Here is a 25,814-nt window from a genome sequence, read left to right as displayed (position 1 = left end):
ATGTCCTTACAAGCCAGAACGCACGACCCATAACCGGAGCAGAAAAATGATGCGTAAAGCCCTTGCCTTGACCGTGCTGAGTGCCAGCTTGCTGGCGACCGTGAGCGCCAGTGCTGCAGACAAACTGGTTGTCAGCACTTGGGGCGGCAGTTTCCGTGACCTGATCGATCAGGCCATCGGCCGCGAATTCACCAAGCAGACTGGCGTCGAAGTCGAGTACGTCACTGGCGGCACCATCGACCGCTTGAACAAGGCCAAGCTGGCCGGCACCGCCGAGAGCGACCTGACCTTCACCACCTCGCATGTCGGTTGGTTGTACGCCAACGACGGGCTGTTCGAAGACCTGGACATGGCCAAGATCCCCAACGCCAAGAACCTGGTGCATCAGGCGCAACTGAGCCCGAACCACATCGGTGTCTGGGGCTACGTCTACACCATCGGTTACCGTCCGGATCTGGTGCCGGAAGGCGAGACCTTCGAGACCTGGGCAGACCTGTGGCGGCCCGAGCTGAAGGCCACCCTGGCGCTGCCTGACTTCGATCCCAGCCATATCATCGCGGTGTCCGCCAAGCTGTCCGGGGCTGATGCCAGCACTTGGGAAAAAGGCCAGGACAAGCTCAAGGCGCTGGTGCCCAGCATCAAGTCGTTCTACACCAACGACGCCAACAGTCAGCAGCTCATCGCCACTGGTGAAACCCCGGTACAGGTGCTGCTGTCGATGAACGCTTATCACATGATCGAGGAAGGCGTGGACATCAAGCTGGCCATGCCCAAGGAAGGCGCGGTGCTGGGTGTTGATGCCATGGGCATCAACAAGGGCAGCAAGCACGCTGACCTTGCCTACACCTTCATGAACATCGCCCTGTCGCCGGAAGTACAGGCGAAGATTGCCGAGATCAACCGCGGCAGCCCGGTGGTCACCAATGCCACCGTCGACCCGGAAATCGCCAAGCTGCCGGGCATGCTGACCACGGCCGAGCAGTGGGATGCGACGCTGAATATCGACCCGAAACTGCGCGCGGAAAAAACCGCTGAATGGCGCAAGTGGTTCTCTGAGAACGTCATGGCGCATTGATCGCCAGTCCAGGCGCGGGCGATGCCCGCGCCTTCTTTCTCTGAGTCCTTTTGCGCGGCCACTGCATGTGGCCGCTTTCAACGGAAACGCCCATGACTCGTAATCCTGCGTTTGTCCGGTGGTTCGTGCTGCCATCGGCGCTGACCGCTCTTGGTCTGACGATCGCCATGCTGACCGTGCTGCAGTACAGCGTCCGCGCATACATTCCAGGCTCGCTGGAGGTCGGTGGTTTTACCCTGGCCAACTTCCAGGGCATGCTCAAGAGCCTGTATGCCGATGCCTTCATCAACACGGTCGTCCTGAGCTTCAAGACTGCGTTGTTCGGTCTGTTGCTGAGTTATCCGCTGGCCTATGCGCTGGTGCGTACCCAGACCGCATGGTTGAAGTCCTGCATCCTGATCATCGCCATTACCCCGCTGTTTCTCGGCGAGGTGGTCCGCACCTATTCCTGGATCATCGTCCTGGGCAACAGCGGCTTCCTCAACAGCCTGCTGATGGCGATGGGGCTGATCGACAAACCGCTGCAACTGATGTTCACCAACACCGGCGTGGTGCTGGCGCTGGTGCATGTGACCATGCCGATCATGGTGCTGATGCTCGCCACCGGCCTTTCCCACATCGACACCGCGTATGAGAAGGCGGCCACCAGTCTGGGGGCTGGCCCGATCAACACGTTCCTGACCATCACTCTGCCGCTTTCCCTGCCGGGTATCGTCGCCAGCGTTACCACTGCTTTTGCCTGGACCTTCAGTGCGTTCGCCACACCGCAGCTGATCGGTGGTGGCAAGGTCAGCACGGTAGCCACACTGGTCTACCAACTGGGTTTCTCCTCGCTGAACTTCCCGTTCGCCGCGGCCTTGAGCGTCGCCGGTCTGATCATGACCCTGTTGCTGCTGGCTGCTCTGAAACGCATGAGCCGCTCGCTGCAGCGCGTTGGAGAGCACTGAGATGACGCGTTCCAATCACGATAAATGGCTGGGATACGCGGGCCGACTGCTGGTCGCGCTGATCCTGATGTTCGTGCTGCTGCCGACGGTGGTGGTGTTCATCTCCTCGTTCAGCAGCACCTCGGTGTTGTTCTTCCCGCCCAAGGGCTGGTCGCTGCGCTGGTTCGAGCGGGCGCTGAATTACAGCGACTTCAAGAACGGCTTCTATGCCGGGCTGATCGTCACCGCCTGGGCCTCGACTCTGGCGGTGGTGATCGGTACGACCCTGGCCATCGCCATCAATCGCTACGAGTTTCGCTTCAAGAGCCTGATCGAAGGCGTGCTGATGTCGCCGCTGTTCATTCCGCATTTCACCATCGGTCTCGGCCTGCTGATGCTGGTGGCGCAGCTCGACCTGAGCCGTGGTTATGCCCTGGTGATCTTCTGTCACGTGGTGCTGGTGCTGCCCTTCGTGCTGCGCAGCCTCTACGTGTCGTTGCACAACCTGGAGCAGCGGATCGAGTTGGCTGCTGCCAGTCTGGGTGCCTCACCGCTACGTGTCGTCTGGACCATCACCGTGCCGCTGATGCTGCCTGGCTTGTTCGGTGGCTGGCTATTCGCCGCGATCCTGTCGTTCAACGAGTTCACCGCCTCGCTGTTCGTGACTACGCAGGCGACTCAGACGCTGCCGGTGGCCATGTACAACTACGTGCGTGAGTTCGCCGACCCTACGTTGGCGGCGCTGTCGGTGATCTACATCGCCACGACGGCCTCCCTGCTGACATTGGCCAACCGCTTTCTTGGCCTTGGACGAGTGCTGAATGTCGAGTCGCCACGCTGACGCTCGCTTGCGCGGGCTTTCGCAGCCCGCTTCTGGCCCCGACAGAATCAATTACCAACAGGATCACCGCAGACCATGACCTTCTCCATCACCGGCCGCTGCGCCAAGACCGGGCAACTGGGTATCGCCATCAGTTCGTCGAGTATCGCGGTGGGCGCCCGCTGCCCCTGGTTGCGTCCAGGCGTGGGTGCGGTTTCCACGCAGAACGTCACTCTGCCGGCTCTGGGCGATCGGGCACTGGAGCAACTCGCACTTGGCTGCTCGCCGGAACAGGCGCGTGACTTGGCATTGGCCAGTGACGAGTACCGCCAGTACCGCCAGTTGGCGCTGATCGACCATCAGGGGCGTACCGCACATTTCAGTGGTAGCGAGACCCTGGGTTGCCACCATGCCGTCTCCGGGGAGCAGTGCGTCGGTGCCGGTAACCTGCTGGCCAATCAGGCGGTCATCGAGGCCCTGGTGCGGGGCTTCGAAACCAGTGAAGGCTGCCTGGCCGAGCGCCTGCTCAGTGCGATGCAGGCAGCCATGGCCGCAGGCGGCGAGGCTGGGCCGGTGCACTCGGCCGCGCTGATCGTGGTGGGTGAGCAGGCATGGCCCATCGTCGACCTGCGCGTCGACTGGGCCGACGAGGACCCTATTGGCGCGTTGGAGCAGCTGTGGCGCGCCTATCAGCCACAGATGCAGGACTACATCACGCGCGCGCTCGACCCGACCAAAGCACCTAGCTACGGGGTTCCTGGAGACGAGTGAATGAACAGCAAAGAGCTACTGGCCACCTTGGTCTCGTTCGACACCACGAGCCGTGAATCCAACCTGCAACTGATCGCCTTCGTGCGTGAGTACCTGGCGCAGCTGAACGTTTCCAGCGAGCTGATCTTCAACGAAGAGCGCAGCAAGGCCAATCTCTTCGCCACCATCGGACCGGCCGACGTGCCCGGTATCGTCTTGTCCGGGCATACCGATGTCGTCCCGGTAGATGGTCAGGCCTGGTCGGTGCCACCGTTCCAGTTGAGCGAGCGTGACGGCAAGCTCTATGGCCGCGGCACTACCGACATGAAGGGCTTTATCGCCAGCGTGTTGGCGGCCGTGCCGGGGTGTCTGGCGCAGCCACTGCGCCTGCCCATTCACATTGCGCTGTCCTACGACGAAGAAGTCGGTTGTCTGGGTGTTCGTGATCTGATCGCGCGCCTGGCCGAGCTGCCCTGCAAACCTCGCTTGTGCATCATCGGCGAACCGACCCAATTGCAGCCGGTGCTCGGCCACAAGGGCAAGCTGGCCATGCGCTGCGACGTGCACGGTGCTGCCTGTCATTCCGCCTATGCCCCGCAAGGGGTCAATGCCATCGAATACGCCGCGGAGTTGATTAGCGAGCTGGGCCGTATTGGTCGCCAGTTGCAGGCGCCAGAGTTGTGCGATTCGCGTTTCGACCCGCCCTTCAGCACGGTGCAGACGGGCGTTATTAGCGGTGGCAAGGCGTTGAACATCGTGCCGGCAGAGTGTCGCTTCGACTTCGAGGTACGCGCACTGCCGGATACCGATCCACAAGCTGTCGCGCAGCAGTTGCAGCGCTATGCGCAGCAGGAAGTACTGCCAAGAATGCGTACGGTGGCGGCAGGAAGCGACATTCGCTTTGCCGAGCTCTCCGCCTATCCGGGGCTTACCACGGATGCGCAGAGCGATGCGGCGCGGCTGATCGCAGACATCTGTGGTTCGGACGACTTCACCACGGTCGCTTTCGGTACCGAGGGCGGGTTGTTCGACAGCATTGGTATCGCCACCGTGGTCTGTGGCCCAGGCAGTATGGACCAGGGGCATAAACCCGATGAGTTCATTCATGCCACGCAACTTGAGGCATGTGATGCCATGCTCGAACGGCTGACCACTATGTTTCGCATGTGATTCAAACCGCACTGAAGTTTAACTTCGCTGTGGCCCGCTCGGCTGCCTGAAATAAATAAGTTAGAGCAATAAAAGCGGGTGGATTTAGTGGCGCGCTTCTTTTTTTCTGAAGCGTTGCATTTAAAAAGCGTGATTCTCAAAAGTTTCAGACTTACGCAGACTTATTACGGTCGTTGAATGCTTTGTATGGGGCGCCTGTACTTCTTCGACCGTCTGTTGGCTCCAGGCGCCAACAACATTTCACAGGCTCGACGCCCTTTAGGAAATTCGCAAATGTCCGTTGAAAAAATCAACACGTTGGTGATCGGTGCCGGCCAGGCCGGTATTGCCATGAGTGAACATCTCTCACTGATGGACGTGCCCCATGTCGTTCTGGAGCGCAGCCGCATTGCAGAGCGCTGGCGCTCGGAACGCTGGGATTCTCTGGTGGCCAATGGCCCGGCGTGGCATGACCGTTTTCCTAGCATGAAATTCGACAACATCTCGCCCGAGGCCTTTCCGCCGAAAGAGCGCATGGCGAAATACTTCGAGGATTATGCCGCGATGCTCAAGGCCCCCATTCGTACGGGGGTGGAGGTCTTGCAGGTGGAGCGACTCGTTGCCCGTCCCGGTTTCAAGGTCACCACCTCGGAGGGTGTGATCGAGGCGGCGAATGTGGTGGCGGCAACCGGCCCGTTCCAGAAGCCTACCTTCCCGCAGATCGTGCCGCAGAGTGCCAAGGTTCAGCAGTTGCACTCGTCGCTGTACAAGAACCCCGGGCAGTTGGCCGATGGCGCTGTTCTGGTCGTGGGGGCAGGTGCCTCGGGCTCGCAGATCGCCGAGGAGCTGCAGCGTGCGGGCAAACGTGTCTACCTATCGGTTGGCGAGCATTACCGGCCGCCGCGCTCCTACCGCGGCCGTGACTATTGCTGGTGGCTGGGGGCGCTGGGCCTGTGGGATGAGGTCAAGATCCGTCCGAAGAAAGAGCATGTCGCCTTCGCCGTCAGTGGCTACGAAGGTGGCAAGACTGTGGATTTCCGCCGCCTTGCTCATTCCGGCATCACCCTGGTAGGTCTGACCAAGGCCTGGAATGACGGTGTTGTAGAGTTCCAAGAAGGCCTGGCGAAGAACATCGCAGATGGTGATCAGGCTTATTTCGATGTACTGCGAGAGGCCGATGCCTACATCGAGCAGAACGGTCTGCCATTCCCGCCCGAGCCGGAGGCCTGGAACCTGCTCGAGGACCCTGAGTGCATCAAGAATCCGATTCTCCAGCTGGATCTGGAGCAGGCCGGCATCACCTCCATCATCTGGGCGACGGGCTTCAAGTTCGATTTTAGTTGGCTGAAAGTCAACGCGTTCGATGACAAGGGCATGCCGTTTCACAAGCGCGGCATCTCTGCGGAAAGTGGCATTTACTTTGTTGGCTTGCCTAATTTGGTGAATCGTGCCTCGTCCTTCATTTATGGTGTTTGGCATGACGCCAAGTACATTGCAGACCATATTGTCTTGCAAAACGCCTATATGGCTTACGACAAGGTCTGAAGCCAGGCTGGCAAGTATCATCATTAACCTTGCGTGCTGCCGAAGTTGTCAGCTTCGGCAGTTTCGATTGTCCGCGATATAAACATACAGGCATGTCATGGCTGAAATAACCTGCATAGAAGATATGCGCCGCCTGGCGAGAAAGCGTGTGCCGCGAATGTTTTACGATTATGTCGATGGCGGCTCATGGAGTGAGTACACCTACCGAGCCAACGAGGTGGACTTTCAGCGTATCGAATTCCGCCAGCGGGTTGCCTGTGATATCACCCATCGCGACACGGCCAGCACCATGGTCGGCGTACCTGTCAGCATGCCGGTGGCCATCGCGCCAACGGGCTTGACCGGTATGCAGCATGCCGATGGCGAGATTCTCGCCGCACGAGCGGCCAAGCAGTTCGGCATTCCCTTCACCCTGTCCACCATGAGTATTTGCTCGCTTGAAGCGGTGGCCAAGGCGACCGGGCATCACCCGTTCTGGTTTCAGCTCTACGTCATGCGTGATCGCGCATTCGTCGAGAGCCTCATCGCTCGGGCCGAGGCCGCCAATTGTTCGGCGCTGGTGGTGACGATGGATCTGCAGGTTTTCGGTCAGCGCCACAAGGACAAGAAGAATGGCCTGTCCATGCCCCCCAAGCCGACCCTGCGCAACATCGCCAACATGCTGAGCAAGCCGCGCTGGTGTCTGGGAATGCTGGGTACGCAGCATCGTCAGTTCGGCAATATCGTTGGCCATGCCAAGGGTGTTGATAACATCCAGTCGTTGGTGGAGTGGACGCGTGAGCAATTCGACCCGACCTTGTCTTGGCAGGATATCGAGTGGATACGCAAGCGCTGGAGCGGCCGACTGATCATCAAGGGCATTCAGCACCCTGAGGATGCTCGTCTCGCGGTGAGTTGCGGTGCCGATGCCGTGGTCGTGTCCAACCACGGCGGGCGCCAACTGGATGGTGCGTCCTCATCTATCACGACTCTGCCGGAGATCGTGGATGCGGTGGGTGGACAGACGGAGGTGCACTTCGATAGCGGTATCCGTTGCGGCCAAGACGTGCTCAAGGCCATCGCTCTGGGGGCCAAAGGCACCTATATCGGGCGAGCCATGCTTTACGGGCTGGGAGCTCTTGGAGAGCAGGGTGTCAGCAAGGCCTTGCACATCATTCGGGAAGAGCTCGACCTATCCATGGCGTTCTGTGGGCAAACGAACTTACAGGGCATAACCCCTGACATCCTGCGCATGAAGTCTTGAGTGCTCTTGCCCGGTTTACTTGAAGAACTGGCTGGGCGTGGTGCCGAACTGCTTCTTGAACATGGTGGTGAAGGCGCTGGGGCTGTCGTAGCCCAGCTCCCCGGCAATATCGATGATCTTCTCACCCAGGGCGATGCGCTCCAGCGCCAGCAACAGGCGCGCCTGCTGGCGCCACTGGCCGAAGGTCATGCCGGTACCTTTCTGGAACAGGCGCTGAATGGTCTTCTCGTCCAGGCCCAGGCGGATGCTCCAGTCGGCCAGCGTGGAGGCGTCGCCGGGGTCGTCCTGCAGTGTCGTGCAGATTGGCTGGATGCGAGGGTCGGCCGGCTGCGGCAGGTGCAGCGGCAGGGTCGGCAGGATACGCAGCTCATCGAGGATCAGGCGCATCACCCGTGCCTCGCGCGAGTCGTCGGCGTAGGGCTGGGTGATGTCCACGGCGGCACGGATCAGCTCGCCCAGCAGCGGCGAGATGGCCACGGCGCGGCACTCGGCGGGCATGTCCGGCAGGCTGTCGGGGCGTACGAAGACGCTGCGCATCCGCACGCTGCCTATGCAACGAATCGCGTGCACCTGGCCGCAGGGCATCCAGATGCCGCGGCTCGGCGGCACCGTCCACTGGTTCAGCGCCGACGTCACCACCATCACCCCGGAAATGGCGTAGATCAGCTGGTGCTTGTTGCGGTGCGAGTGCGGCTCGATGACGGCGTTGACCGGGTAATCGGTGGCGCTGCTGCTGACCAGCCAGGGTGATGCGTCGATCTCGGCCAGTAATTTATCGGCTAAGCGCATGAGGCTGCCTTTTTTGCGAGGGTTGTTTCCCTATCTTCGTGAGACAGGCGGTTGGGCGCAGCCTAGCATAGCGGCGTTCCTCATCTCGTTCGGAAGCTTCAAGCATGTCCAGCAGCCCTGCCGCTACCTCCCTGGCCGGCGCGTCGCCCGTCAGCCAGGCCAGCCCTCTGGTGATGCGCGTGATCGGCGCCTGCGCCCTGGCGCACCTGATCAACGACCTGATCCAGGCGGTGTTGCCCGCCATCTACCCGATGCTCAAGCTCAACTACGGCCTGAGCTTCGCCCAGATCGGCCTGATCACCCTGACCTTTCAGCTCACCGCCTCGCTGCTGCAGCCCTGGGTGGGCTACCACACCGACCGCCATCCCAAGCCCTGGCTGCTGCCGGCCGGCTCGCTGTGCACCCTGGTCGGCATCCTCATGCTGGCCTTCGTTGGCAGCTTCCCGGCGATCCTCCTGGCTTCGGCGTTGGTGGGCGTCGGCTCGTCGACCTTCCACCCCGAGGCGTCTCGCATCGCTCGTCTGGCTTCGGGCGGGCGCTACGGGCTGGCACAGTCCACCTTCCAGGTCGGCGGCAATGCCGGCACCGCCTTCGGCCCGCTGCTGGCGGCGGCGATCATCATTCCCTACGGCCAGGGCAACGTCGCCTGGTTCGGCCTGTTCGCCGCCTTCGCCATCGTCGTGCTGTACGGCCTGAGCCGCTGGTATCGCCACCACCTGACGTTGTTCAAGCTCAAGCAGGGCGGTGTGGCCACTCACGGCCTGTCAGCCGGGCGGGTGAAGTTCGCCCTGCTGATCCTGGCGCTGCTGGTGTTCTCCAAGTACTTCTACATGGCCAGCTTCACCAGCTACTTCACCTTCTTCCTGATCGAGAAGTTCGACCTGTCGGTGGCCAGCTCGCAGCTCTACCTGTTCCTGTTCCTCGGCGCGGTGGCGGCCGGCACCTTCTTCGGCGGGCCGATTGGCGATCGTATCGGGCGCAAGCAGGTGATCTGGTTCTCCATCCTCGGCGTGGCGCCGTTCTCCCTGCTGCTGCCGCACGTCGACCTGTTCTGGACGGGCGTGCTGAGCATGGTGATCGGCTTCATCCTCGCCTCGGCGTTCTCCGCCATCGTGGTCTTCGCCCAGGAACTGATGCCGGGCAACGTCGGCATGATTGCCGGGCTGTTCTTCGGCCTGATGTTCGGCTTCGGCGGCATCGGCGGGGCGCTGCTCGGTTACCTGGCGGACATCCACGGCATCGAGGAGGTGTTCCTGATCTGCTCCTTCCTGCCGCTGCTGGGTATCCTCACTGCGTTGTTGCCGTCGCTGAAGTCCCATTAATCGACACGCCGCCACACGCTGGCCAGCCAGGGCTGCTGGTCGCGTGGCAGGCCGGCGGGGCGGTAGTAGTGTTCCAGCTCGACGAAGCCCGCCGCCGTGAGCCGCGCGCGCCAGCGTTCCAGGTCGTGGTAGCTGCCGTAGCGCGGGCCGTTCCAGCCTTCCTGATTCTCGCCGCGCGGGTTGGAGCTGAACAGCACGCCGCCTGGTTTCAGCGCTGCCTGCAACTGACCGAGCACGCGCGGCAGCTCCTGATCGGGCACATGGAACAGGCTGGCGTTGGCGAAGATGCCATCGAAGTGGCCGGCCGGCAGATCCAGCTCTAGAAAACTTTGCTGCCAGACTTCGCAGCCGCTGTCGGCGCGAGCCATGGTGACGAACTCTGCGCAGCCATCGAGGCCGATGGCGGTATGGCCGAGGCCGCTGAAGGTGCGCAGATCACGCCCTGGGCCACAGCCGAAATCGAGGATGCGCCAGGGCTTTTCGCCCTCGATATGACGCAGCAGCGCGGCGATGTTCTGGCTCACGTCATGGTCGCGCGTGCCCTCGCGAAAATCCTCGGCGCTGCTTTGGTAGTGGGCCAGGGTGAGGGCGCTGATCTGCGCGAGTTCGTCGGGGCTCAGGGGCATCGCGATGTTCCGGCAAAAGGAGGCATTAGACCCGCTCGGGGGACCGGTGGCTAGCGAGACGGCTTATGTCTCCTGGCCGTTAATGAACCACCGCTGCGCTTTAATAGTCACATTTTCCGAGGGGTGTAAATCGGCTGGCTGCAGCCGGGCGCCCACAATCAAGGAGATAACGCGATGGTTACGCACTACAAAGTCTCTGGCCACCTTGCCTGTGGCTCTCATGGTGAAAAACTGCCTTCCACCACCGAGCTGGGCAAGGTCAAATGCCGCAATTGCCGCAAGACCGAAGTCTTCACCGAAGCTCGTCGTAACGCCCGTAACGCTGCGCGCCGGGCCGCCCGCCGTGAGAAAGCCGCGCGTGCCGTCAATGACTGGCGCACCTCCTGGGAGGCGCGCCTGACAGCCTTGCCGGGGCGCCAGCGCCTGCCGCGCGGTTTCGGCGATCAGGCATTCGTCTAGCCTGGATATTGGCGGGCAGGATGACCTCCCGCATCCGCCCGCGCTGCCAACATCTGTAGGAGCCGCGCCCCGCGGCGAACGGAGCCGGCAACTCGATATTGCGATATGGCTGCATCCATCTTCGCGCCGGGGCGGCGCTCCTACAGTCATCACCCACGGTTCACTTCTACGAACGCTCCGGGTTTCCTTGGGTTCGATCTGCGCAACAGGCTGTTCATCCGTTTGCCCCACCGCAGGGCCATGACGTAAATTGGCCGGCTCACCTCGACCGGCACTGGCCGGTCATGCCTCGAGGTTTCTGCCGTGTCCGTTGCCCCCGTTTCCGTCTACCGGCTTCCCGGTTTCCTGCCGTTTCTCATTGCCCGCATCGTGGTGGTGTTCGCCGTACAGATTCAGGCCATCGTCGTGGCCTGGCAGGTTTACGACCTGACGCGCGACCCGCTGTCGCTGGCCTATGTCGGCCTGGCTCAATTCATTCCCATGCTGGTGCTGTTGATGCCGGCCGGCGATCTGATCGACCGTTACGATCGCAAGCTGATCCTGATGCTCAGTTGGCTGGTCGAAGGCGTGTGCGCCGGGGCGCTGTTATGGTTGTCGCTGAGTGGCGCACCGGTCGCCTGGTACTACGCCGTGCTGGTGCTGTACGGCTGTGGCCGCGCCTTCACCGGCCCGGCGCTGTCGAGCCTGCTGCCGCAGATCGTGCCGCGCGAGCGCCTGGCTGCGGCCATCGCTGCCAATAGCATGATCATGCGCGGCGCGACCATTTCCGGGCCGGTGATCGGTGGTGGTCTGTACGCCATCGGTGGCGGTGGGCTGACCTACTCGGTGTGCCTGGCCTGCTTCCTCGCCGGCTGCGTGCTGCTGCAGCGGGTGCCGGTGCGCTATGCCGAGAAGATGCAGGCGCTGGAATCCACCGCCTGGGCGCGCTTCACTGCCGGTATTCACTTCATCCGCACACGACCGATCATCCTCGGCACCATCTCGCTGGACCTGTTCGCCGTACTGCTTGGCGGCGTAGTGGCCTTGCTGCCGATCTACGCCCAGGAAGTGCTGGAAGTCGGCCCGACGGGCCTCGGCCTGCTGCGCAGCGCCATGGCCATCGGTGAGGTTTCCGTCGGCCTTTACCTGAGCATGAAGCCCTTCAACCGCCATGTCGGCCTGGTGATGTTCGGCGCGGTGGCGTTGTTCGGCCTGGCCAATCTGGTGTTCGCCCTGTCCAGCCTGTTCTGGTTGTCGTTCGCCGCGCTGGTGGTGGCTGGCGGCGCGGATATGGTGAGCATGTACATCCGTTCCTCGCTGGTGCAGTTCTCCACCCCAGACGCCATGCGTGGTCGGGTCAATGCGGTGAACATGCTGTTCATCGGCTCTTCCAACGAACTGGGCGAATTTCGTGCCGGCACCAGCGCCGCCTGGTTCGGCGTGGTGCCGGCTGCGCTGATCGGTTGCGCCTGCACCCTGACCGTGACCGGCGGTTGGATGCTTGGCTTCAAGAGCCTGCGCAAGGTCGACCGTTTCGAGGATGCCTCGCCGAGTAAAGTGGCCTGACGTAGGGCGGCCTCGCTCGCGAAGCGAGCAGCCCGCCAGGCCGTACCGAGACAGTAACCTGCGTCCAACACATCATCGGCGTACTGCTTCCGAGCGGCCGGCGTACCGGTACGTCCTACGCGTTTCTCGTGCCAGAGGTGCGATCCAGGCCCTTCCCAACCCCGCCCACAAATTCTGTTAATACCGCTGTGGATAACCTTTGCAAAAGCCCTCCGCGCCTAGCATTCAAGCGGGCCTCGGCAGGCCGTTCAGTTTTTATCCAATGACGCTCTGCTGGCGTTATCGCCAGGCGGAATATCGCGTTTAATCAATCACTTGGCTCGAGTTTTCAACAGCAGGGCAGGTCGGGAGTGGGTTGCCGGGTGTCGTGCACAGAATCTGGGGAAAGCGTTGTGGATAAGATGCGGGAAAACTCGTCCAGGCCAGGTGGGGCAAGGGCTGCGCTTGGCTGGTGATTTTTCGTGCGGTGTCGCGCGACTGTCATGTTTCGTGGCTATAGTGGCCGGTCGATTTGCAGCCGCTGGAGCCTCTAATGTCCGACTCGTCTGAACGTCCCACCCCGGTCAGTTTGCTGCAGGCTTTCTGGTTCTGGTTGAAGCTGGGGCTGATCAGTTTCGGTGGGCCGGCGGGGCAAATTTCGATCATGCATCAGGAACTGGTGGAGAAGCGCCGTTGGTTGTCCGAGCGGCGCTTTCTGCATGCGCTGAACTACTGCATGTTGCTGCCAGGGCCGGAGGCGCAGCAATTGGCCACTTATATCGGCTGGTTGATGCACCGCACCTGGGGTGGGGTGATCGCTGGTGCGCTGTTCGTGTTGCCGTCGCTGTTTATCCTGATCGCGCTGTCCTGGGTTTATCTGGTGTTCGGTGATGTGCCGCTGGTGGCCGGGATTTTCTATGGCATCAAGCCGGCGGTGACGGCCATCGTGCTGCAGGCGGCCTGGCGTATCGGCGGGCGGGTGTTGAAGAATGCCTGGCTGTGGGCCATCGCGGCGGCGGCGTTCGTCGCCATCTTCGCCTTGCAGCTGCCGTTCCCGCTGATCGTGCTCGGTGCCGCGCTGGTGGGTTACCTCGGTGGGCGGCTAGCGCCGCAGCACTTCGCGGTCGGCGCCGGGCATGGCGAGGCGGGTGGGGTGCATGCGCCGGCATTGATCGATGATGAGACGCGCCTGGCGCACACGCATTTTCGCTCCAGCCGGCTGGCGTTGATCCTGCTGGCCGGTGCGGTGCTCTGGCTGCTGCCGATGGGCCTGCTGACCCTGGCGTTCGGCTGGCAGGACACGCTGACGCAGATGGGTTGGTTCTTCACCAAGGCGGCGCTGCTCACCTTCGGTGGCGCTTATGCGGTGCTGCCCTATGTGTACCAGGGCGCCATCGAGCACTACGGCTGGCTGTCGCCCCGGCAGATGATCGATGGCCTGGCGCTGGGTGAAACCACGCCGGGGCCGCTGATCATGCTGGTGGCGTTCGTCGCTTTCGTCGGTGCCTACGGCCAGCCGGTGTTCGGTGGCGATTCGGCCTTCGTCAGTGGGGCGTTGGCGGCGGTGCTGGTCACCTGGTTCACCTTTCTGCCGTCGTTTCTGTTCATCCTCGCTGGCGGGCCGCTGGTGGAGTCGACCCATGGGAAGTTGACGTTCACCGCGCCGTTGACCGGAATCACCGCCGCCGTGGTCGGGGTGATCCTCAATCTGGCGCTGTTCTTTGGTTATCACGTGCTCTGGCCGCAGGGTTTCGCTGGGGCGTTCGATTGGGTGTCGGCATTGATCACCCTGGGTGCGGGCGTGGCGTTGCTGGGCTTCAAACGCGGGGTGATCGAGACGTTGGTGGCCTGTGCGCTGGTCGGCCTGACGGTGCACTTGGCGCTATAGCGTCAACGCCAGACGCAAGCGATCCCGATGCTGCAGGCCATTCTCGAACAACGGCTCGGGGTAGTGCTGCAGGAAGTAGTCCGGTTCCACCGCCACCACGCGAAAGCCGGCGCGCTGGTAGAACGTCAGTTGATGGCCGAAGCTGCCGGTGCCTAGTTCCAGACGCTTCGCCCCCAATTGCCGGGCCTGGTCGATGGCGTGGCGCAGTAGCAGGGCGCCGATGCCCTCGCCCTGGCGCTCGGGCGCCACGGCGATGTTCATCAGTTCCCAGGTGTTGGCCGCCAGTGCCTTGATCACGTAGACGCCAACGGTTACGTCGCTCTGGCGCGCGACAACACAATGACCGTCCTGTAAATAACCGGCGATGAGGGCGGTGCTGGGATCGGCTTCCAGCAGCAGCGCCATGGGCGCCTGTTCGCTGGGAATCTCGTGCAAGGTTGGAGAGGTCATGACGGTCTTTTTTAAAGATGTTTTGGTTATAAATAAATCATTATTTATTCTTTTTGTTTCTCTTTGTTCCTGAGCATAGTGAGCGCCACGCAATCTACTGCCAAGGAGCACGATCATGACCATCCGCCTGGGCGACATCGCCCCCGACTTTGAACAGGATTCCAGCGAAGGCCGCATTCGTTTCCACGAGTGGCTGGGCGACAGTTGGGGCATCCTCTTTTCCCACCCGGCTGACTTCACCCCGGTTTGCACCACCGAACTGGGCTTCACTGCCAAGCTCAAGGATGAATTCGCCAAGCGCGGCGTCAAGGCCATCGCCCTGTCCGTCGACCCGGTGGATTCGCACATCAAATGGATCGACGACATCAACGAGACGCAGAACACGGCGGTCAACTTCCCAATCATCGCCGATGCCGACCGCAAGGTGTCCGACCTCTACGACCTGATCCACCCGAATGCCAACGACACCCTGACCGTGCGTTCGCTGTTCGTCATCGACCCGAACAAGAAGGTGCGCCTGACCATCACCTATCCGGCCAGTACCGGGCGCAATTTCAACGAAATTCTGCGCGTCGTCGACTCCCTGCAATTGACCGACAACTACAAGGTGGCCACCCCGGCCAACTGGCAGGATGGTGATGAGGTGGTGATCGTGCCGTCGCTGAAGGACGAAGCCGAGATCGCCCAACGCTTCCCGAAAGGTTATCGCGCGGTGAAACCCTATCTGCGCCTGACCCCGCAGCCGAATCGCTAATGAAACGCTGAAAAAAGCTATACCTCGTCACTCTCGCGCAGGCGGGAGTCCATGTACTGCGGGGGCTGGTTTCCCGCCTGCGCGGGAATGACGACTACTTCAGACCATCGCTAAGGATCGATCATGCATGTTGTGTTGCTTTCCGGCAGCCCTGCGGCGCGTTCGCGCACCGAGGTGCTGCTGGATTACGTGCACCAGCGCTTGGAGGCGCAGCAGGTGGAAGTGAGCCTGCTCAAGGTGCGCGACTTCCCCGCCGAGGATCTGCTGCATGCGCGCTTCGACAGCCCGGCAGTGCAGCAGTTGCAGGCCGTGGTGGCCAGCGCTGATGGTCTGGTGGTCGGTACGCCGGTGTACAAGGCGTCGTTCACCGGTGCCTTGAAGGTGCTGCTGGATCTGCTACCCGAGCGCGCTCTGGCGCATAAGGTGGTTCTGCCACTGGCCAGTGGCGGCAGCCCGGCGCACCTGCTGGCGGTGGACTACGCGCTCAAGCCGGTACTGGCCGCGCTGAAGGCGCAGGAAATGCTCTCCGGCGTGTTCGCCGTGGACAAACAGATTGCCTACCCGGAAGGGGACAGGCCCGCGCAGATCGACGACGAATTGCGCGAACGCCTCGACGAGGCACTGGAACAACTGGGCGCAGCTCTGGCGCGACGGCCGAGGCCGATCGATCCGAACGTATTGAACGACCGGCTGGTGAACGCCCGCTGGAGCATCTGATCCATCTGTAATACCCCGCCTTACTCGCCCGCCAACAGGCAAGCAGGTAGCCAACCAAGACATCACCGCAAAGGGAGAGCGCCATGCGCACCATTACTTTGCGTCGAAGCCTGGTCGCCCTGTTTGCCGCGGCCATTTCCTTCGGCGCCATCACTCAAGCTCAAGCCGAGACATTGCGTATCGGCTATCAGAAATACGGCACCCTGGTGCTGCTCAAGGCCAAGGGCACCCTGGAAAAACGCCTGGCCGAGCAGGGCGTGGAGGTCAAGTGGACGGAGTTCCCGGGCGGCCCGCAACTGCTCGAAGGCCTCAATGTCGGCTCCGTGGACTTTGGCGTCACTGGTGAAACCCCGCCGGTATTCGCTCAGGCGGCTGGCGCCGACCTGCTTTACGTGGCCCATGAGCCGCCGGCTCCGACGGGCGAGGCGATCCTCGTGCCGAAAGATTCGCCGATCAAATCGGTAGCCGAGCTCAAGGGCAAGAAGGTCGTTCTGAACAAGGGTTCCAACGTGCATTACCTGCTGGTGCGTGCACTGGAAGACGCCGGCCTCAAATACGGCGACATCACCCCGGTCTACCTACCGCCGGCCGATGCCCGCGCTGCCTTCGAGCGTGGCAGCGTCGATGCCTGGGTGATCTGGGACCCGTTCCAGTCCGCCGCCGAGAAGCAACTGCAGGCCCGCAGCCTGCGTGATGGCACTGGCCTGGTGGACAACCACCAGTTCTACCTGGCGACCCGCACCTATGCCGAGCAGCACCCACAGGTGATCGGCACGCTGGTCGAGGAAATCCGCGGCGTTGGCGAGTGGGTCAAGGGCAACCTCGACGAGGCCACCGACCAGGTCGCGCCGCTGATCGGCCTGTCCCCGGAGATCACCCGTCAGGCCGTTGAGCGCCAGGGTTACGGCGCGCAGTTCATCACCCCGGAGGTGGTCGAGGCGCAGCAGAAGATCGCCGACACCTTCACCGAGCTGAAGCTGATCCCCAAGAAACTGACCATCAGGGATGTGATCTGGAATCCGCCGGCCAAGGTCGCGCAGGCCCAGTAAACCCTAGCCCAGCCCCTCTCCCGGTGGGAGAGGGGAGCGAATCCAAGGAGACAACTCCATGAGCCTCAACATCTTCTGGTTCCTGCCTACCCATGGTGATGGCAAGTACCTGGGCACCTCCGAGGGCGCGCGCGCAGTCGACCACGGCTACCTGGCGCAGGTCGCCCAGGCGGCTGACCGCCTCGGTTACGGTGGCGTGCTGATTCCCACCGGGCGTTCCTGCGAGGACTCCTGGCTGGTGGCAGCCTCGCTGATCCCGCTCACGCAGAACCTGAAGTTCCTCGTCGCCCTGCGTCCAGGGATCATTTCGCCGACCGTGGCTGCGCGCCAGGCAGCGACTCTGGATCGGCTGTCGAACGGTCGTGCGCTGTTCAACCTGGTGACCGGTGGCGACCCGGACGAGCTGGCCGGCGATGGCCTGCACCTGTCGCATGCCGAGCGCTATGAGGCATCTGTCGAATTCACCCGCATCTGGCGCCGTGTGCTGGAAGGCGAAACCGTCGACTACGACGGCAAGCACATCCAGGTGAAGGGCGCCAAGCTGCTCTACCCGCCGATCCAGCAGCCGCGTCCGCCGCTGTATTTCGGTGGTTCCTCCGACGCCGCGCAAGACTTGGCCGCCGAGCAGGTCGAGCTGTACCTGACCTGGGGCGAGCCGCCGGCCGCCGTGGCCGAGAAAATCGCTCAGGTGCGCGAGAAGGCTGCTGCGCAGGGCCGCGAAGTGCGCTTTGGCATTCGTCTGCACGTGATCGTGCGCGAGACCAATGAGGAAGCCTGGGCCGCGGCGGATCGTCTGATCAGCCATCTGGATCAGGACACCATCGACCGCGCCCAGGCGTCGCTGGCGCGCTTCGACTCGGTCGGCCAACAGCGCATGGCCGCCCTGCACGGCGGCAAGACCGACAACCTGGAAGTGTCGCCGAACCTCTGGGCCGGTGTCGGTCTGGTGCGCGGCGGCGCCGGCACTGCGCTGGTCGGCGATGGCCCGACTGTGGCGGCGCGGGTCAAGGAATACGCCGACCTCGGCATTGATACCTTCATCTTCTCCGGTTACCCGCATCTGGAGGAGTCGTACCGGGTCGCCGAACTGCTGTTCCCGCATCTGGATGTGGCCCAGCCGCAGCGTCCGGAAAGTCGCGGTTATGTCAGCCCGTTCGGCGAAATGATCTCCAGCGACATCCTGCCTAAGGCGGCTTCGGCGAGTTGAGGGTGGCGCAGGCATAGGTTTCCCGGCTTGCATCCAGGCTACGTACTGAAAAGCGCCCTCTCCCCAGCCCTCTCCCATGAATGGGAGAGGGGGCTGATCGGCGCCGCTGGGTTGCCCTGTGGTACGGCTCGGCTCCCCTCTCCCGCTTGCGGGAGAGGGGCTGGGGGAGAGGGCAGATGTAGCCCGGATGCAATCCGGGGAACAGACACACAGAATTTTTCGAGGCAACCATGAGCGACACGACTCTTCACAAACTGGCGCTGCGCGCTGCGCCCTGGGCCTTGCCGCTGGGGCTGTTGGCCGCCTGGCAACTGGCTGTGGCCAGTGGCTGGCTGTCCAGCCGCATCCTGCCGGCGCCCAGTGCCGTGCTCGCCGCCGGCTGGCAGTTGCTGGCCTCCGGCGAAATCTGGCAGCACCTGGCGATCAGTGGCCAACGCGCCGGGATCGGCTTCGCCATCGGTGGTGGCATCGGCCTGCTGCTGGGCTTTATCACCGGCCTGTCCAAATGGGGCGAGCGCTTTCTCGACAGCTCGGTGCAGATGATCCGCAACGTGCCGCACCTGGCGCTGATCCCGCTGGTAATCCTCTGGTTCGGCATCGATGAGGCGGCCAAGGTGTTCCTGGTCGCGCTCGGCACCCTGTTCCCGATCTACCTCAACACCTACCACGGCATCCGCAACGTCGACCCGGCGCTGGTGGAAATGGCGCGCAGCTATGGCTTGTCCGGCTTCTCGCTGTTCCGTCAGGTGATCCTGCCCGGTGCGTTGCCGTCGATCCTGGTTGGCGTGCGTTTCGCCCTCGGCTTCATGTGGCTGACGTTGATCGTCGCGGAGACCATTTCCGCCAGCAGCGGCATCGGCTACCTGGCGATGAACGCCCGTGAATTCCTGCAGACCAACGTGGTGGTGCTGGCGATCCTGCTCTACGCGGTGCTCGGCAAGCTGGCCGACGTCGCCGCCCGAGGTCTTGAGCGCGTCTGGCTGCGCTGGCACCCGGCCTATCAGGCCAAGGCAGGTGGCCAATGACAGCGCTGCATAACATTCGTCAGGGCATTCCGCCGGGCGGCGTTCCGCTGGCGATTGAGAACATCGAGAAGTCCTTCGGCGAGCGCCAGGTGCTCAAGGGCATCGACCTGCATATCCCGGCTGGTCAGTTCGTCGCCGTGGTTGGCCGTAGCGGCTGTGGCAAGAGCACCTTGCTGCGTCTGCTGGCCGGGCTGGATCAACCCAGCGGCGGTCAGTTGCTGGCCGGCAATGGCTCGCTCAACGCGGTGCGTGAAGACATTCGCCTGATGTTCCAGGACTCGCGTCTGCTGCCCTGGAAACGGGTGATCGATAACGTCGGCCTTGGTCTTTCCGGCAACTGGCGCCAGCAGGCCGAGGAAGCGCTGGCGGCGGTCGGCCTGGCGGATCGCGCCAATGAATGGCCGGCAGCACTGTCCGGTGGACAGAAGCAGCGCGTGGCCCTGGCCCGTGCATTGATCCATCGGCCGCGCCTGCTGCTGCTCGACGAGCCGCTGGGAGCACTGGATGCCTTGACCCGCATCGAGATGCAGCAACTGATCGAACGCCTGTGGCAGCAGCATGGCTTCACCGTACTGCTGGTCACCCACGACGTGGCCGAAGCCGTGGCCGTGGCGGATCGGGTGATCCTGATCGAGGACGGTCAGATCGGCCTTGACCTCGATGTGCAACTGGTACGCCCGCGTCCACATGGCTCGCCGCTACTGGCGGCACTGGAGGCGCGCGTGCTCGACCGCGTGCTGGCGCAGCCGGAATTACCGACACCGCCCGAACCCGTATCACCCCTGCCCACGCAATTGCGTTGGGCGCTTTGACGCCGTAGCCCGGAGGCAACCCGGGAGCGGCTCGAGAATTTCCCGGATTGCACCGGGCTACCTGTAAAACGACCTGAGGAGAAACACCATGACCATCAAAGCCATCAACGTGCGTAACCAGTTCAAGGGCAACATCAAGGAAATCGTCATCGGCGACGTACTGTCGGAAATCGACGTGCAGACCGCTGCCGGCATCGTCACCTCGGTGATCACCACCCGCTCCGTGCGTGAGCTGGAACTGCAGGTGGGTAGCGAAGTGATCGCCTTCGTGAAATCCACCGAAGTGTCCATCGCCAAGCTATAAGAACCTTTTCATATTTTTCAGCCAATTTTCGTCGATTTTGGCAGCCAACTGGCGAAATAAGGCACTTGCGATCTTGTAGGAGCGGCTTTAGCCGCGAGCTCTTTGCGCCCCAATAAAGCTCGGGGCTGAAGCCCCTCCTACATATTCACCGGACGCTTTTGCCTTGTAGTTTTCAGGCACATAAAGATCGTGAACAGGTTCTAAGAGTGGTTGCCTAAGTAGCCTTCGGATACGAGAGCTGCAGGGTGTTTTCGCAGGCAAAGAGATACTGGTTATAAGAGGCGAATAAAAAGATATTTTTCAGCTATATGATTTTTCTGCAGAATCGCGCCATCAAATAGCCTGCCTGCAGGTTCCTCTCGCGATAAGAAGGACGCCATAGATGCTGAAGAAGATCGTTCTGGCCACCGTGGCCAGCGCCACCCTGCTTACCGGCTCGCTGAGCCATGCTGCTGCCGACACCCCGTTCCACAACGCTTCCTACGACATCGCCCGCGAACTGTTCGGCGAGATCAACCCGCTGTTCGTCGAGCACTGGAAGCAGCAGAGCGGCAAGGAAGTGAAGATCATCCAGTCCTTCGCCGGCACCTCGCGCCAGGCGCAGGACATCATCCAGGGCAAGAAGGTCGACGTGGTGACCTTCAACCAGGTTTCCGACGTGGACATCCTGGCCAAGCGCGGCCTGCTGCGCGAAGACTGGGCCAAGCAGTTCCCCAACAACGCCTCGCCGTACTACAGCACCACCGCCTTCCTGGTGCGCGAAGGCAACCCGAAGAACATCAAGAGCTGGGACGATCTGATTCGCGATGACGTGAAACTGGTGTTCCCCAACCCGAAAACCTCCGGCAATGCCCGCTACAGCTACCTGGGCGCCTGGCTGTTCGCCAACGAGAAATTCAACGGTGACGAGGAGAAGGTCAAAGCCTTCGTCGGCAAGCTGCTGAAGAACGTCGAGAACTTCCCCACCGGCGGTCGTGGCGCCACTGTGGCCTTCGCCCAGAACGGCCAGGGCGACGTGCTGCTGACCTTCGAATCGGAAGTGATCAACATCGCCAAGGGCGACGAGTTCAAATCCGCCAACCTGGAAATCGTGGTGCCGGAAGTCAGCGTGCTGGCCGAGTTCCCGGTCGCCATCGTCGACAAGGTTGCCGACGAGCGCGGTACCCGCGAGCAGGCCAAGGCCTTCCTCGACTTCCAGTACAGCAAGGACATTCAACAACTGCTGACCCGCTACAACTACCGTGTGCACAACCCGGAAGTGGTCGAGGCGACCAAGGCTCAGTTCGCGCCGGTGCGTCTGATCAACCCGAACGAGATCCTCGGTAGCTGGGATGACATCACCGCCAAGCACTTCGACAACGGTGGTATTCTTGACCAGCTTCTCGCAGAGGGTCGCTGATAGCGGCGGTCTGGCGTAGGGCGGGTGCAACCCGCCAGCCATGAATGCGAGCATCGTAATGGTCAATTGGCCGCCTTATTGGCGGCCAACTGCATTTGTAGAGCCGAGCTTTTCGTGAGTAAACCAACGCTGTTCTTCCTGCAGACTCCGCTGCTGCCAGGCTTCGGCCTGAGCTTCGGCGTCAGCGTGTTGTACCTCTCGCTGGTGATCCTGCTGCCGCTGTCTGCGCTGCTGCTGTACGTCAGCGACATGACCTGGGCTCAGTACTGGTTCGCGATCAGCGACCCGCGTGTGGTGCAGACCTACAAGGTGACCATCTCGGCGGCGTTCTACTCGACCCTGGCGGTGCTGGTGATCGGCCTGCTGCTGGCCTGGATCATCGCCCGCTACGACTTCCCCGGCCGGCGTATCGTCGATGCGTTGATCGATTTGCCGTTCGCCCTGCCGACTTCGGTGGCCGGCCTGACCCTCGCCGCGCTGCTGGTGCCCAACGGCTGGATCGGCCAGTGGCTGGGCTTCAAGGTGGCCTATGCTTACGCCGGTATCGTGGTGGCGATGGTGTTCACCAGCATTCCCTTCGTGGTGCGCACGGTGCAGCCGGTGCTGCAGGACCTAGGCTCGGAATACGAAGAGGCCGCGCGCACCCTCGGCGCCAGCCGCGTGCAGACCTTCCGCAAGGTGATCCTGCCGACCCTGGCGCCGGCACTGGTCACCGGTGGTTCGCAGGCATTCATTCGTAGCCTCGGTGAGTTCGGCGCGGTGATCATGATCGCCGGCAACATTCCCTATCAGACGGAGGTCAGCTCGCTGATGATTTTCGTCCGTCTGCAGGAATTCAATTATCCGGCGGCGGCGGCCATCGCTTCGGTGATCCTGCTCGCGTCGCTGGCTCTTCTTTTCCTCCTGCAGGTCGTGCAGGGGCGTCTGTTCGCTTGGCAACGGCAAGGTCGATGAAAAAGCCCCAAGATTGGCGCCAGTGGGCGCTGGTAACCCTCGGTCTGTTGGTGGTGGCGCTGATTCTGCTGGTGCCGCTGGCATTGATTTTCAGCAAGGCGCTGGCTGGCGGGCTCGACCTGCTGTGGAGCAACCTCGGCGAGGACTACATGCTCCACGCCATCGGCCTGACCCTGCTGGTGGCAGTGATCACCGTGCCGCTGAACCTGTGCTTCGGCATCTGCCTGGCCTGGTGCGTGACCCACTACGATTTTCGCGGGCGCAAGCTGCTGACCACACTGATCGACATTCCCTACGCGGTGTCGCCAGTGGTCGCCGGTCTCTGTTACCTGGTGGTCTACGGCCTGGAGAGCTTCATCGGCCGCTGGTTCTACGATAACGGCATGCAACTGATGTTCGCCTGGCCGGGCATCGTCATGGTCACCGTGTTCGTCACTGCGCCGTACGTGGCGCGTATCCTGATTCCGGTGATGCAGGCTCAGGGTCAGGACGAAGAAGCTGCTGCAATGTGCCTGGGGGCCAGCGGCTGGCAGATCTTCCGTCGCATCAGCCTGCCGAAGATCAAGTGGGCGCTGCTGTATGGCGTGGTGGTGACCAACGCGCGCGCAGTCGGTGAGTTCGGTGCGGTGTCGGTGGTGTCCGGCAGCATCATCAACCAAACCCTGACCCTGCCGCTGCTGGTCGACCAGCTCAACAACGATTACAAGCCCGCGGCAGCCTTCACCGCGGCAGGTCTGCTGGCCTGCATGGCGCTGCTCACGTTGTTCCTCAAGACCTTCATGGAGTGGCGTCAGCGCCGCCTGATGCAGCGCGCCGAGGCGTGACCTGCGCCTGAATAGCGTAGAGTTTCGCGGCTGAAGCCGCTCCTACAGTTGCATCTGTGCTCCGTAGGAGCGGCTTCAGCCGCGATGTTCTTCCGACGCCGCTATCTGCACCTGATTGCGCCCGTTGTATTTGGCCGCATACAGCGCCTTGTCGGCGCGCTCACGCAGTTGCTCGGCATCGCTGTGCACATCGGTGCCGGCGATACCGGCACTCAGGGTGCAGGAGAATTCGCCACCATCGGCGATGAAGCGCAGCTCGGCGAAGCGCTGACGAATCTCGTCGACGATCAAACCTGCCTGCTGCGGTGTGCAGTCCGGCAGCACCGCAAGAAACTCCTCGCCGCCGTAGCGGCCCAGGCTGTCGACCCGGCGCAGACGTTGGCGCAGCAGGTTGGCCAGGGCGCGGATGACGTTGTCGCCGGCCGCGTGACCGTGCTCGTCATTGACCCGCTTGAAGTGGTCGATATCCAGCATCACCACGCTGGCGCGGTCACCGCTGCGCAGGGCGCGCTCCAGTTCGATGGCCACTTGCTCTTTGATGTCGGCGTGCTTGAGCAGGCCGGTGAGGCTGTCGCGCGCCAGGGCGTCGGAGAGCAAGCGTGCGCGCTGGGCACGGGAGAACACGGTAGCCACTAGAGCATTGTCGGAAATCGGTTTGGTGACGAAGTCGTCGCCGGCCTTGATCAGCGCGTTCATCTGTTTGCCGATATCGGTTTCCGCCGACAGGTAGATGATCGGGATGCGCAGCCAGTCGTCATTGCAGCGGATGATCTGCGCCAGTTCGGGGCTGGTGCAGTGCGGCATGTTGACGTCGAGTAGCACCACCTCGGGGTTGAAGTCGCGCAGGTGGGTGAAGATCCGCGCCGGTTCGCTGAGTATCTCCACCAGCATGCCGGCATCGCGCAGCACCAGACTGTAGCGGCTGGCCAGGTCCTGGTCGTCGTCGGCGATCAGCACGCGGTAGGGTTCGCCGTGCTGTTGCGAGAAGCAGCGTTCGAGGCGGCTTTCCAGCTGCGGGATGTCCACCGGCTTGCTGAACAGGCCCATGGCGCCGGCGCGCACCGCATGCAGCTGGGTAGCGAAGTCATCCTGCTGGTCGGTGAGCACCAGCAGCGGCAGTGGTTCGTCCAGGCGTTCGCGCAACTGGTGGGCGTAATCCAGACCGCAACTGGCTTCGCCGGGCAGCTTGGCGTCGATGATCAGCGCATCGGGCAGGTGCTGCTGCAGCGCGGCGTCGAGCCCTGCGGTGGAATTGAAATGCTCGGCGCGGTAACCGAAGTTGCTCAGCGTCTGGCGCATGTTCTCGCCAAACGCGGCTTCGCCTTCGAGGATGTAGATGGTGCGGCTGCCGTCTTCCTGGCGCGGCAGCTTGCGCGTTTTGCCTGCCTGTTCAGTGACGGCCCCAGCGCTGGTCGGCTGCTCACCGAGTGCCTGCAAGGCAGCGACGAACTCGTTGAGGCTCTGTTGTTGCCGTAGCAGACGCTCCATCCAGCGCTCGGCATGCTGCTCCAGTTCGCGCGCCTGCTGGCCAAGCTGGCTGAAACCGAAGGTGCCGGCACTGCCAGCCAGACGGTGCAACTGATCACGCAGCTCCTGCAGCAGGCGGGTGCGTTCGGCTTCATCGGCCTCCAGCAGTTGCCTTGCCTGTTGCGCCAGCTGGGGCAGCTCCTGGCTCAGGCGCTCACTGAATTGCTGACCGAGCTGTTGCAAGTGTTGTTGCAGCGCCTGCGGGATGGCGCTGCCTTCGTGTTTATCCATTACGCTGGTTCCAGATCTGCCGTACCTGAGCGGCGAGCTGCATCGGGTCGAATGGTTTGATGATCACGCCATGGGCGCCGAGGCTGTGGTAGTGGGCGACCTCGTCAGGCTGCACCTTGGCGGTCATGAAGGCCACCGGAATGCGTGCGGTATCGACCAGCTGGCCAATCAGCTCCAGGGTCTTGGGCCCATCCATGTCGGGCATCATCACGTCGAGCAGAATGAAATCCGGCGCGAAGCCCTGCACCTGGTCGAGCGCCTCCTGGCCACTGGCACAGCTCAATACCTGAAAGCCGCCGACGGCCTCCAGCGCGACCTTGGCCACGGCCTGGATCGAGGGATCGTCCTCGACATGCAGGATGCGTTTGAGCTCAGTCATCACGGTCTCCCCGGCCGTTGGCTGCTATCTGCAGTGTGGTACAGCTTTGTTAGCCTTGCGTAGGCG

General features: G+C 62.4%; 26 protein-coding genes. 21 read left to right on the top strand and 5 right to left on the bottom strand.

The annotated features are described in order from the left end of the window. Positions 1 to 46: 46 nt before the first annotated feature. The 7 genes from AAEQ75_RS07270 (at position 47) to AAEQ75_RS07240 (ending at position 7,508) form a co-directional block, all read left to right on the top strand. Positions 47 to 1,075 carry an ABC transporter substrate-binding protein gene (locus tag AAEQ75_RS07270; RefSeq protein WP_045735795.1) on the top strand — a complete coding sequence of 343 codons (1,029 nt, stop codon included), beginning with the start codon at positions 47 to 49 and terminating at the stop codon, positions 1,073 to 1,075. 92 nt (positions 1,076 to 1,167) lie between these two features. After that, positions 1,168 to 2,022 (top strand): ABC transporter permease, encoded by an 855-nt coding sequence (locus tag AAEQ75_RS07265; protein WP_045735794.1) that lies wholly within the window; start codon positions 1,168 to 1,170, stop codon positions 2,020 to 2,022. Between the two features lies 1 nt (position 2,023). Then, on the top strand, positions 2,024 to 2,842 hold the full coding sequence (locus AAEQ75_RS07260) for an ABC transporter permease (protein ID WP_179543645.1): 819 nt from the start codon (positions 2,024 to 2,026) through the stop codon (positions 2,840 to 2,842). A 75-nt stretch (positions 2,843 to 2,917) separates the two neighbouring features. After that, positions 2,918 to 3,592 (top strand): DUF1028 domain-containing protein, encoded by a 675-nt coding sequence (locus AAEQ75_RS07255; RefSeq protein WP_343351377.1) that lies wholly within the window; start codon positions 2,918 to 2,920, stop codon positions 3,590 to 3,592. Then, complete coding sequence (gene argE / locus AAEQ75_RS07250) at positions 3,593 to 4,741, top strand: acetylornithine deacetylase (protein WP_343351376.1); 1,149 nt, start codon at positions 3,593 to 3,595, stop codon at positions 4,739 to 4,741. It abuts the gene before it with no gap. A 273-nt stretch (positions 4,742 to 5,014) separates the two neighbouring features. Continuing rightward, positions 5,015 to 6,265 (top strand): flavin-containing monooxygenase, encoded by a 1,251-nt coding sequence (locus AAEQ75_RS07245; RefSeq protein WP_179543648.1) that lies wholly within the window; start codon positions 5,015 to 5,017, stop codon positions 6,263 to 6,265. Positions 6,266 to 6,362: 97 nt separating this feature from the next. Next, positions 6,363 to 7,508, top strand: coding sequence for an alpha-hydroxy acid oxidase (locus AAEQ75_RS07240; RefSeq protein WP_343351375.1), 1,146 nt, complete (start codon positions 6,363 to 6,365; stop codon positions 7,506 to 7,508). A gap of 15 nt (positions 7,509 to 7,523) precedes the next feature. Here the strand turns inward: AAEQ75_RS07240 and AAEQ75_RS07235 are convergent, their stop codons facing one another. After that, positions 7,524 to 8,297 carry an AraC family transcriptional regulator gene (locus AAEQ75_RS07235; RefSeq protein ID WP_343351374.1) on the bottom strand — a complete coding sequence of 258 codons (774 nt, stop codon included), beginning with the start codon at positions 8,295 to 8,297 and terminating at the stop codon, positions 7,524 to 7,526. A gap of 104 nt (positions 8,298 to 8,401) precedes the next feature. On the opposite strand from AAEQ75_RS07235, the gene AAEQ75_RS07230 reads away from it, so the two are divergent. After that, the gene (locus tag AAEQ75_RS07230) at positions 8,402 to 9,619 is read left to right on the top strand and encodes an MFS transporter (RefSeq protein WP_343351373.1); all 1,218 of its coding nucleotides are present in this window, start codon (positions 8,402 to 8,404) and stop codon (positions 9,617 to 9,619) included. Here AAEQ75_RS07230 and AAEQ75_RS07225 read toward each other — a convergent pair. Next, the gene (locus AAEQ75_RS07225; protein WP_343351372.1) at positions 9,616 to 10,245 is read right to left on the bottom strand and encodes a class I SAM-dependent methyltransferase; all 630 of its coding nucleotides are present in this window, start codon (positions 10,243 to 10,245) and stop codon (positions 9,616 to 9,618) included. The genes AAEQ75_RS07230 and AAEQ75_RS07225 overlap by 4 nt on opposite strands. 174 nt (positions 10,246 to 10,419) lie before the next feature. Between AAEQ75_RS07225 and AAEQ75_RS07220 the strand changes: the two genes are divergently transcribed. The 3 genes from AAEQ75_RS07220 to chrA all read left to right on the top strand — a co-directional run bounded on the left by AAEQ75_RS07220 (position 10,420) and on the right by chrA (position 14,116). Then, positions 10,420 to 10,704, top strand: coding sequence for a hypothetical protein (locus AAEQ75_RS07220; RefSeq protein ID WP_041980354.1), 285 nt, complete (start codon positions 10,420 to 10,422; stop codon positions 10,702 to 10,704). A 303-nt stretch (positions 10,705 to 11,007) separates the two neighbouring features. Continuing rightward, positions 11,008 to 12,249, top strand: a complete 1,242-nt coding sequence (locus tag AAEQ75_RS07215) for an MFS transporter (RefSeq protein ID WP_343351371.1) — start codon at positions 11,008 to 11,010, stop codon at positions 12,247 to 12,249. 532 nt (positions 12,250 to 12,781) lie between these two features. Next, entirely contained in the window at positions 12,782 to 14,116 is a 1,335-nt protein-coding gene (gene chrA, locus AAEQ75_RS07210; RefSeq protein ID WP_343351370.1) for a chromate efflux transporter, read from the top strand. On the opposite strand, the gene AAEQ75_RS07205 is transcribed toward chrA, so the two are convergent. Then, positions 14,111 to 14,566: a GNAT family N-acetyltransferase gene (locus AAEQ75_RS07205; protein WP_343351369.1), complete on the bottom strand. Its 456-nt coding sequence runs from the start codon at positions 14,564 to 14,566 to the stop codon at positions 14,111 to 14,113. The genes chrA and AAEQ75_RS07205 overlap by 6 nt on opposite strands. Before the next feature lie 115 nt (positions 14,567 to 14,681). Between AAEQ75_RS07205 and AAEQ75_RS07200 the strand changes: the two genes are divergently transcribed. From AAEQ75_RS07200 to cysW, 10 genes are all read left to right on the top strand, one after another. Continuing rightward, a complete protein-coding gene (locus tag AAEQ75_RS07200; protein ID WP_343351368.1) occupies positions 14,682 to 15,320 on the top strand; it encodes a peroxiredoxin in 639 nt (212 codons plus the stop codon). Positions 15,321 to 15,443: 123 nt separating this feature from the next. Then, positions 15,444 to 16,037 carry an NADPH-dependent FMN reductase gene (gene ssuE / locus AAEQ75_RS07195; RefSeq protein ID WP_343351367.1) on the top strand — a complete coding sequence of 198 codons (594 nt, stop codon included), beginning with the start codon at positions 15,444 to 15,446 and terminating at the stop codon, positions 16,035 to 16,037. 83 nt (positions 16,038 to 16,120) lie between these two features. After that, the gene (locus AAEQ75_RS07190) at positions 16,121 to 17,086 is read left to right on the top strand and encodes a sulfonate ABC transporter substrate-binding protein (protein WP_343351366.1); all 966 of its coding nucleotides are present in this window, start codon (positions 16,121 to 16,123) and stop codon (positions 17,084 to 17,086) included. Between the two features lie 58 nt (positions 17,087 to 17,144). Further along, the gene (ssuD, locus tag AAEQ75_RS07185; protein ID WP_343351365.1) at positions 17,145 to 18,293 is read left to right on the top strand and encodes an FMNH2-dependent alkanesulfonate monooxygenase; all 1,149 of its coding nucleotides are present in this window, start codon (positions 17,145 to 17,147) and stop codon (positions 18,291 to 18,293) included. Between the two features lie 230 nt (positions 18,294 to 18,523). Then, complete coding sequence (gene ssuC, locus AAEQ75_RS07180) at positions 18,524 to 19,318, top strand: aliphatic sulfonate ABC transporter permease SsuC (protein WP_343351364.1); 795 nt, start codon at positions 18,524 to 18,526, stop codon at positions 19,316 to 19,318. After that, complete coding sequence (ssuB, locus tag AAEQ75_RS07175; protein WP_343351363.1) at positions 19,315 to 20,130, top strand: aliphatic sulfonates ABC transporter ATP-binding protein; 816 nt, start codon at positions 19,315 to 19,317, stop codon at positions 20,128 to 20,130. Before ssuC ends, ssuB begins: the two co-directional genes overlap by 4 nt. An 88-nt stretch (positions 20,131 to 20,218) precedes the next feature. Continuing rightward, entirely contained in the window at positions 20,219 to 20,434 is a 216-nt protein-coding gene (locus AAEQ75_RS07170; RefSeq protein WP_003464423.1) for a TOBE domain-containing protein, read from the top strand. A 382-nt stretch (positions 20,435 to 20,816) separates the two neighbouring features. After that, a complete protein-coding gene (gene cysP, locus AAEQ75_RS07165) occupies positions 20,817 to 21,833 on the top strand; it encodes a thiosulfate ABC transporter substrate-binding protein CysP (RefSeq protein WP_343351362.1) in 1,017 nt (338 codons plus the stop codon). A gap of 114 nt (positions 21,834 to 21,947) precedes the next feature. Continuing rightward, positions 21,948 to 22,787, top strand: a complete 840-nt coding sequence (gene cysT / locus AAEQ75_RS07160) for a sulfate ABC transporter permease subunit CysT (protein ID WP_343351361.1) — start codon at positions 21,948 to 21,950, stop codon at positions 22,785 to 22,787. After that, positions 22,784 to 23,611: a sulfate ABC transporter permease subunit CysW gene (cysW, locus tag AAEQ75_RS07155; RefSeq protein ID WP_079782487.1), complete on the top strand. Its 828-nt coding sequence runs from the start codon at positions 22,784 to 22,786 to the stop codon at positions 23,609 to 23,611. The genes cysT and cysW overlap by 4 nt, the downstream gene beginning before the upstream one ends. 75 nt (positions 23,612 to 23,686) lie before the next feature. Here the strand turns inward: cysW and AAEQ75_RS07150 are convergent, their stop codons facing one another. After that, a complete protein-coding gene (locus AAEQ75_RS07150) occupies positions 23,687 to 25,369 on the bottom strand; it encodes a diguanylate cyclase domain-containing protein (protein ID WP_343351358.1) in 1,683 nt (560 codons plus the stop codon). Then, entirely contained in the window at positions 25,362 to 25,748 is a 387-nt protein-coding gene (locus AAEQ75_RS07145; protein ID WP_179574800.1) for a response regulator, read from the bottom strand. Before AAEQ75_RS07145 ends, AAEQ75_RS07150 begins: the two co-directional genes overlap by 8 nt. Positions 25,749 to 25,814: the final 66 nt, after the last annotated feature.

The sequence above is a fragment of the Pseudomonas sediminis genome (assembly GCF_039555755.1).
Taxonomy (GTDB): Bacteria; Pseudomonadota; Gammaproteobacteria; order Pseudomonadales; family Pseudomonadaceae; genus Aquipseudomonas; species Aquipseudomonas mendocina_D.
This window is presented reverse-complemented; position numbering and strand designations above follow the sequence as displayed.

Excerpts from the sequence above, each read along its gene's own strand:
- ssuD (WP_343351365.1), top strand. The coding sequence starts at position 17,145 with ATGAGCCTCAACATCTTCTGGTTCCTGCCTACCCATGGTGATGGCAAG.
- AAEQ75_RS07240 (WP_343351375.1), top strand. The coding sequence starts at position 6,363 with ATGGCTGAAATAACCTGCATAGAAGATATGCGCCGCCTGGCGAGAAAG.
- chrA (WP_343351370.1), top strand. The coding sequence starts at position 12,782 with ATGTCCGACTCGTCTGAACGTCCCACCCCGGTCAGTTTGCTGCAGGCT.
- argE (WP_343351376.1), top strand. The coding sequence starts at position 3,593 with ATGAACAGCAAAGAGCTACTGGCCACCTTGGTCTCGTTCGACACCACG.
- AAEQ75_RS07145 (WP_179574800.1), bottom strand. The coding sequence starts at position 25,748 with ATGACTGAGCTCAAACGCATCCTGCATGTCGAGGACGATCCCTCGATC.
- AAEQ75_RS07225 (WP_343351372.1), bottom strand. The coding sequence starts at position 10,245 with ATGCCCCTGAGCCCCGACGAACTCGCGCAGATCAGCGCCCTCACCCTG.
- cysP (WP_343351362.1), top strand. The coding sequence starts at position 20,817 with ATGCTGAAGAAGATCGTTCTGGCCACCGTGGCCAGCGCCACCCTGCTT.
- AAEQ75_RS07205 (WP_343351369.1), bottom strand. The coding sequence starts at position 14,566 with ATGACCTCTCCAACCTTGCACGAGATTCCCAGCGAACAGGCGCCCATG.
- AAEQ75_RS07190 (WP_343351366.1), top strand. The coding sequence starts at position 16,121 with ATGCGCACCATTACTTTGCGTCGAAGCCTGGTCGCCCTGTTTGCCGCG.
- AAEQ75_RS07220 (WP_041980354.1), top strand. The coding sequence starts at position 10,420 with ATGGTTACGCACTACAAAGTCTCTGGCCACCTTGCCTGTGGCTCTCAT.
- AAEQ75_RS07245 (WP_179543648.1), top strand. The coding sequence starts at position 5,015 with ATGTCCGTTGAAAAAATCAACACGTTGGTGATCGGTGCCGGCCAGGCC.
- ssuB (WP_343351363.1), top strand. The coding sequence starts at position 19,315 with ATGACAGCGCTGCATAACATTCGTCAGGGCATTCCGCCGGGCGGCGTT.
- AAEQ75_RS07265 (WP_045735794.1), top strand. The coding sequence starts at position 1,168 with ATGACTCGTAATCCTGCGTTTGTCCGGTGGTTCGTGCTGCCATCGGCG.
- AAEQ75_RS07150 (WP_343351358.1), bottom strand. The coding sequence starts at position 25,369 with ATGGATAAACACGAAGGCAGCGCCATCCCGCAGGCGCTGCAACAACAC.
- AAEQ75_RS07235 (WP_343351374.1), bottom strand. The coding sequence starts at position 8,297 with ATGCGCTTAGCCGATAAATTACTGGCCGAGATCGACGCATCACCCTGG.
- AAEQ75_RS07260 (WP_179543645.1), top strand. The coding sequence starts at position 2,024 with ATGACGCGTTCCAATCACGATAAATGGCTGGGATACGCGGGCCGACTG.
- AAEQ75_RS07230 (WP_343351373.1), top strand. The coding sequence starts at position 8,402 with ATGTCCAGCAGCCCTGCCGCTACCTCCCTGGCCGGCGCGTCGCCCGTC.
- ssuC (WP_343351364.1), top strand. The coding sequence starts at position 18,524 with ATGAGCGACACGACTCTTCACAAACTGGCGCTGCGCGCTGCGCCCTGG.
- AAEQ75_RS07255 (WP_343351377.1), top strand. The coding sequence starts at position 2,918 with ATGACCTTCTCCATCACCGGCCGCTGCGCCAAGACCGGGCAACTGGGT.
- AAEQ75_RS07200 (WP_343351368.1), top strand. The coding sequence starts at position 14,682 with ATGACCATCCGCCTGGGCGACATCGCCCCCGACTTTGAACAGGATTCC.
- AAEQ75_RS07170 (WP_003464423.1), top strand. The coding sequence starts at position 20,219 with ATGACCATCAAAGCCATCAACGTGCGTAACCAGTTCAAGGGCAACATC.
- AAEQ75_RS07270 (WP_045735795.1), top strand. The coding sequence starts at position 47 with ATGATGCGTAAAGCCCTTGCCTTGACCGTGCTGAGTGCCAGCTTGCTG.
- cysW (WP_079782487.1), top strand. The coding sequence starts at position 22,784 with ATGAAAAAGCCCCAAGATTGGCGCCAGTGGGCGCTGGTAACCCTCGGT.
- ssuE (WP_343351367.1), top strand. The coding sequence starts at position 15,444 with ATGCATGTTGTGTTGCTTTCCGGCAGCCCTGCGGCGCGTTCGCGCACC.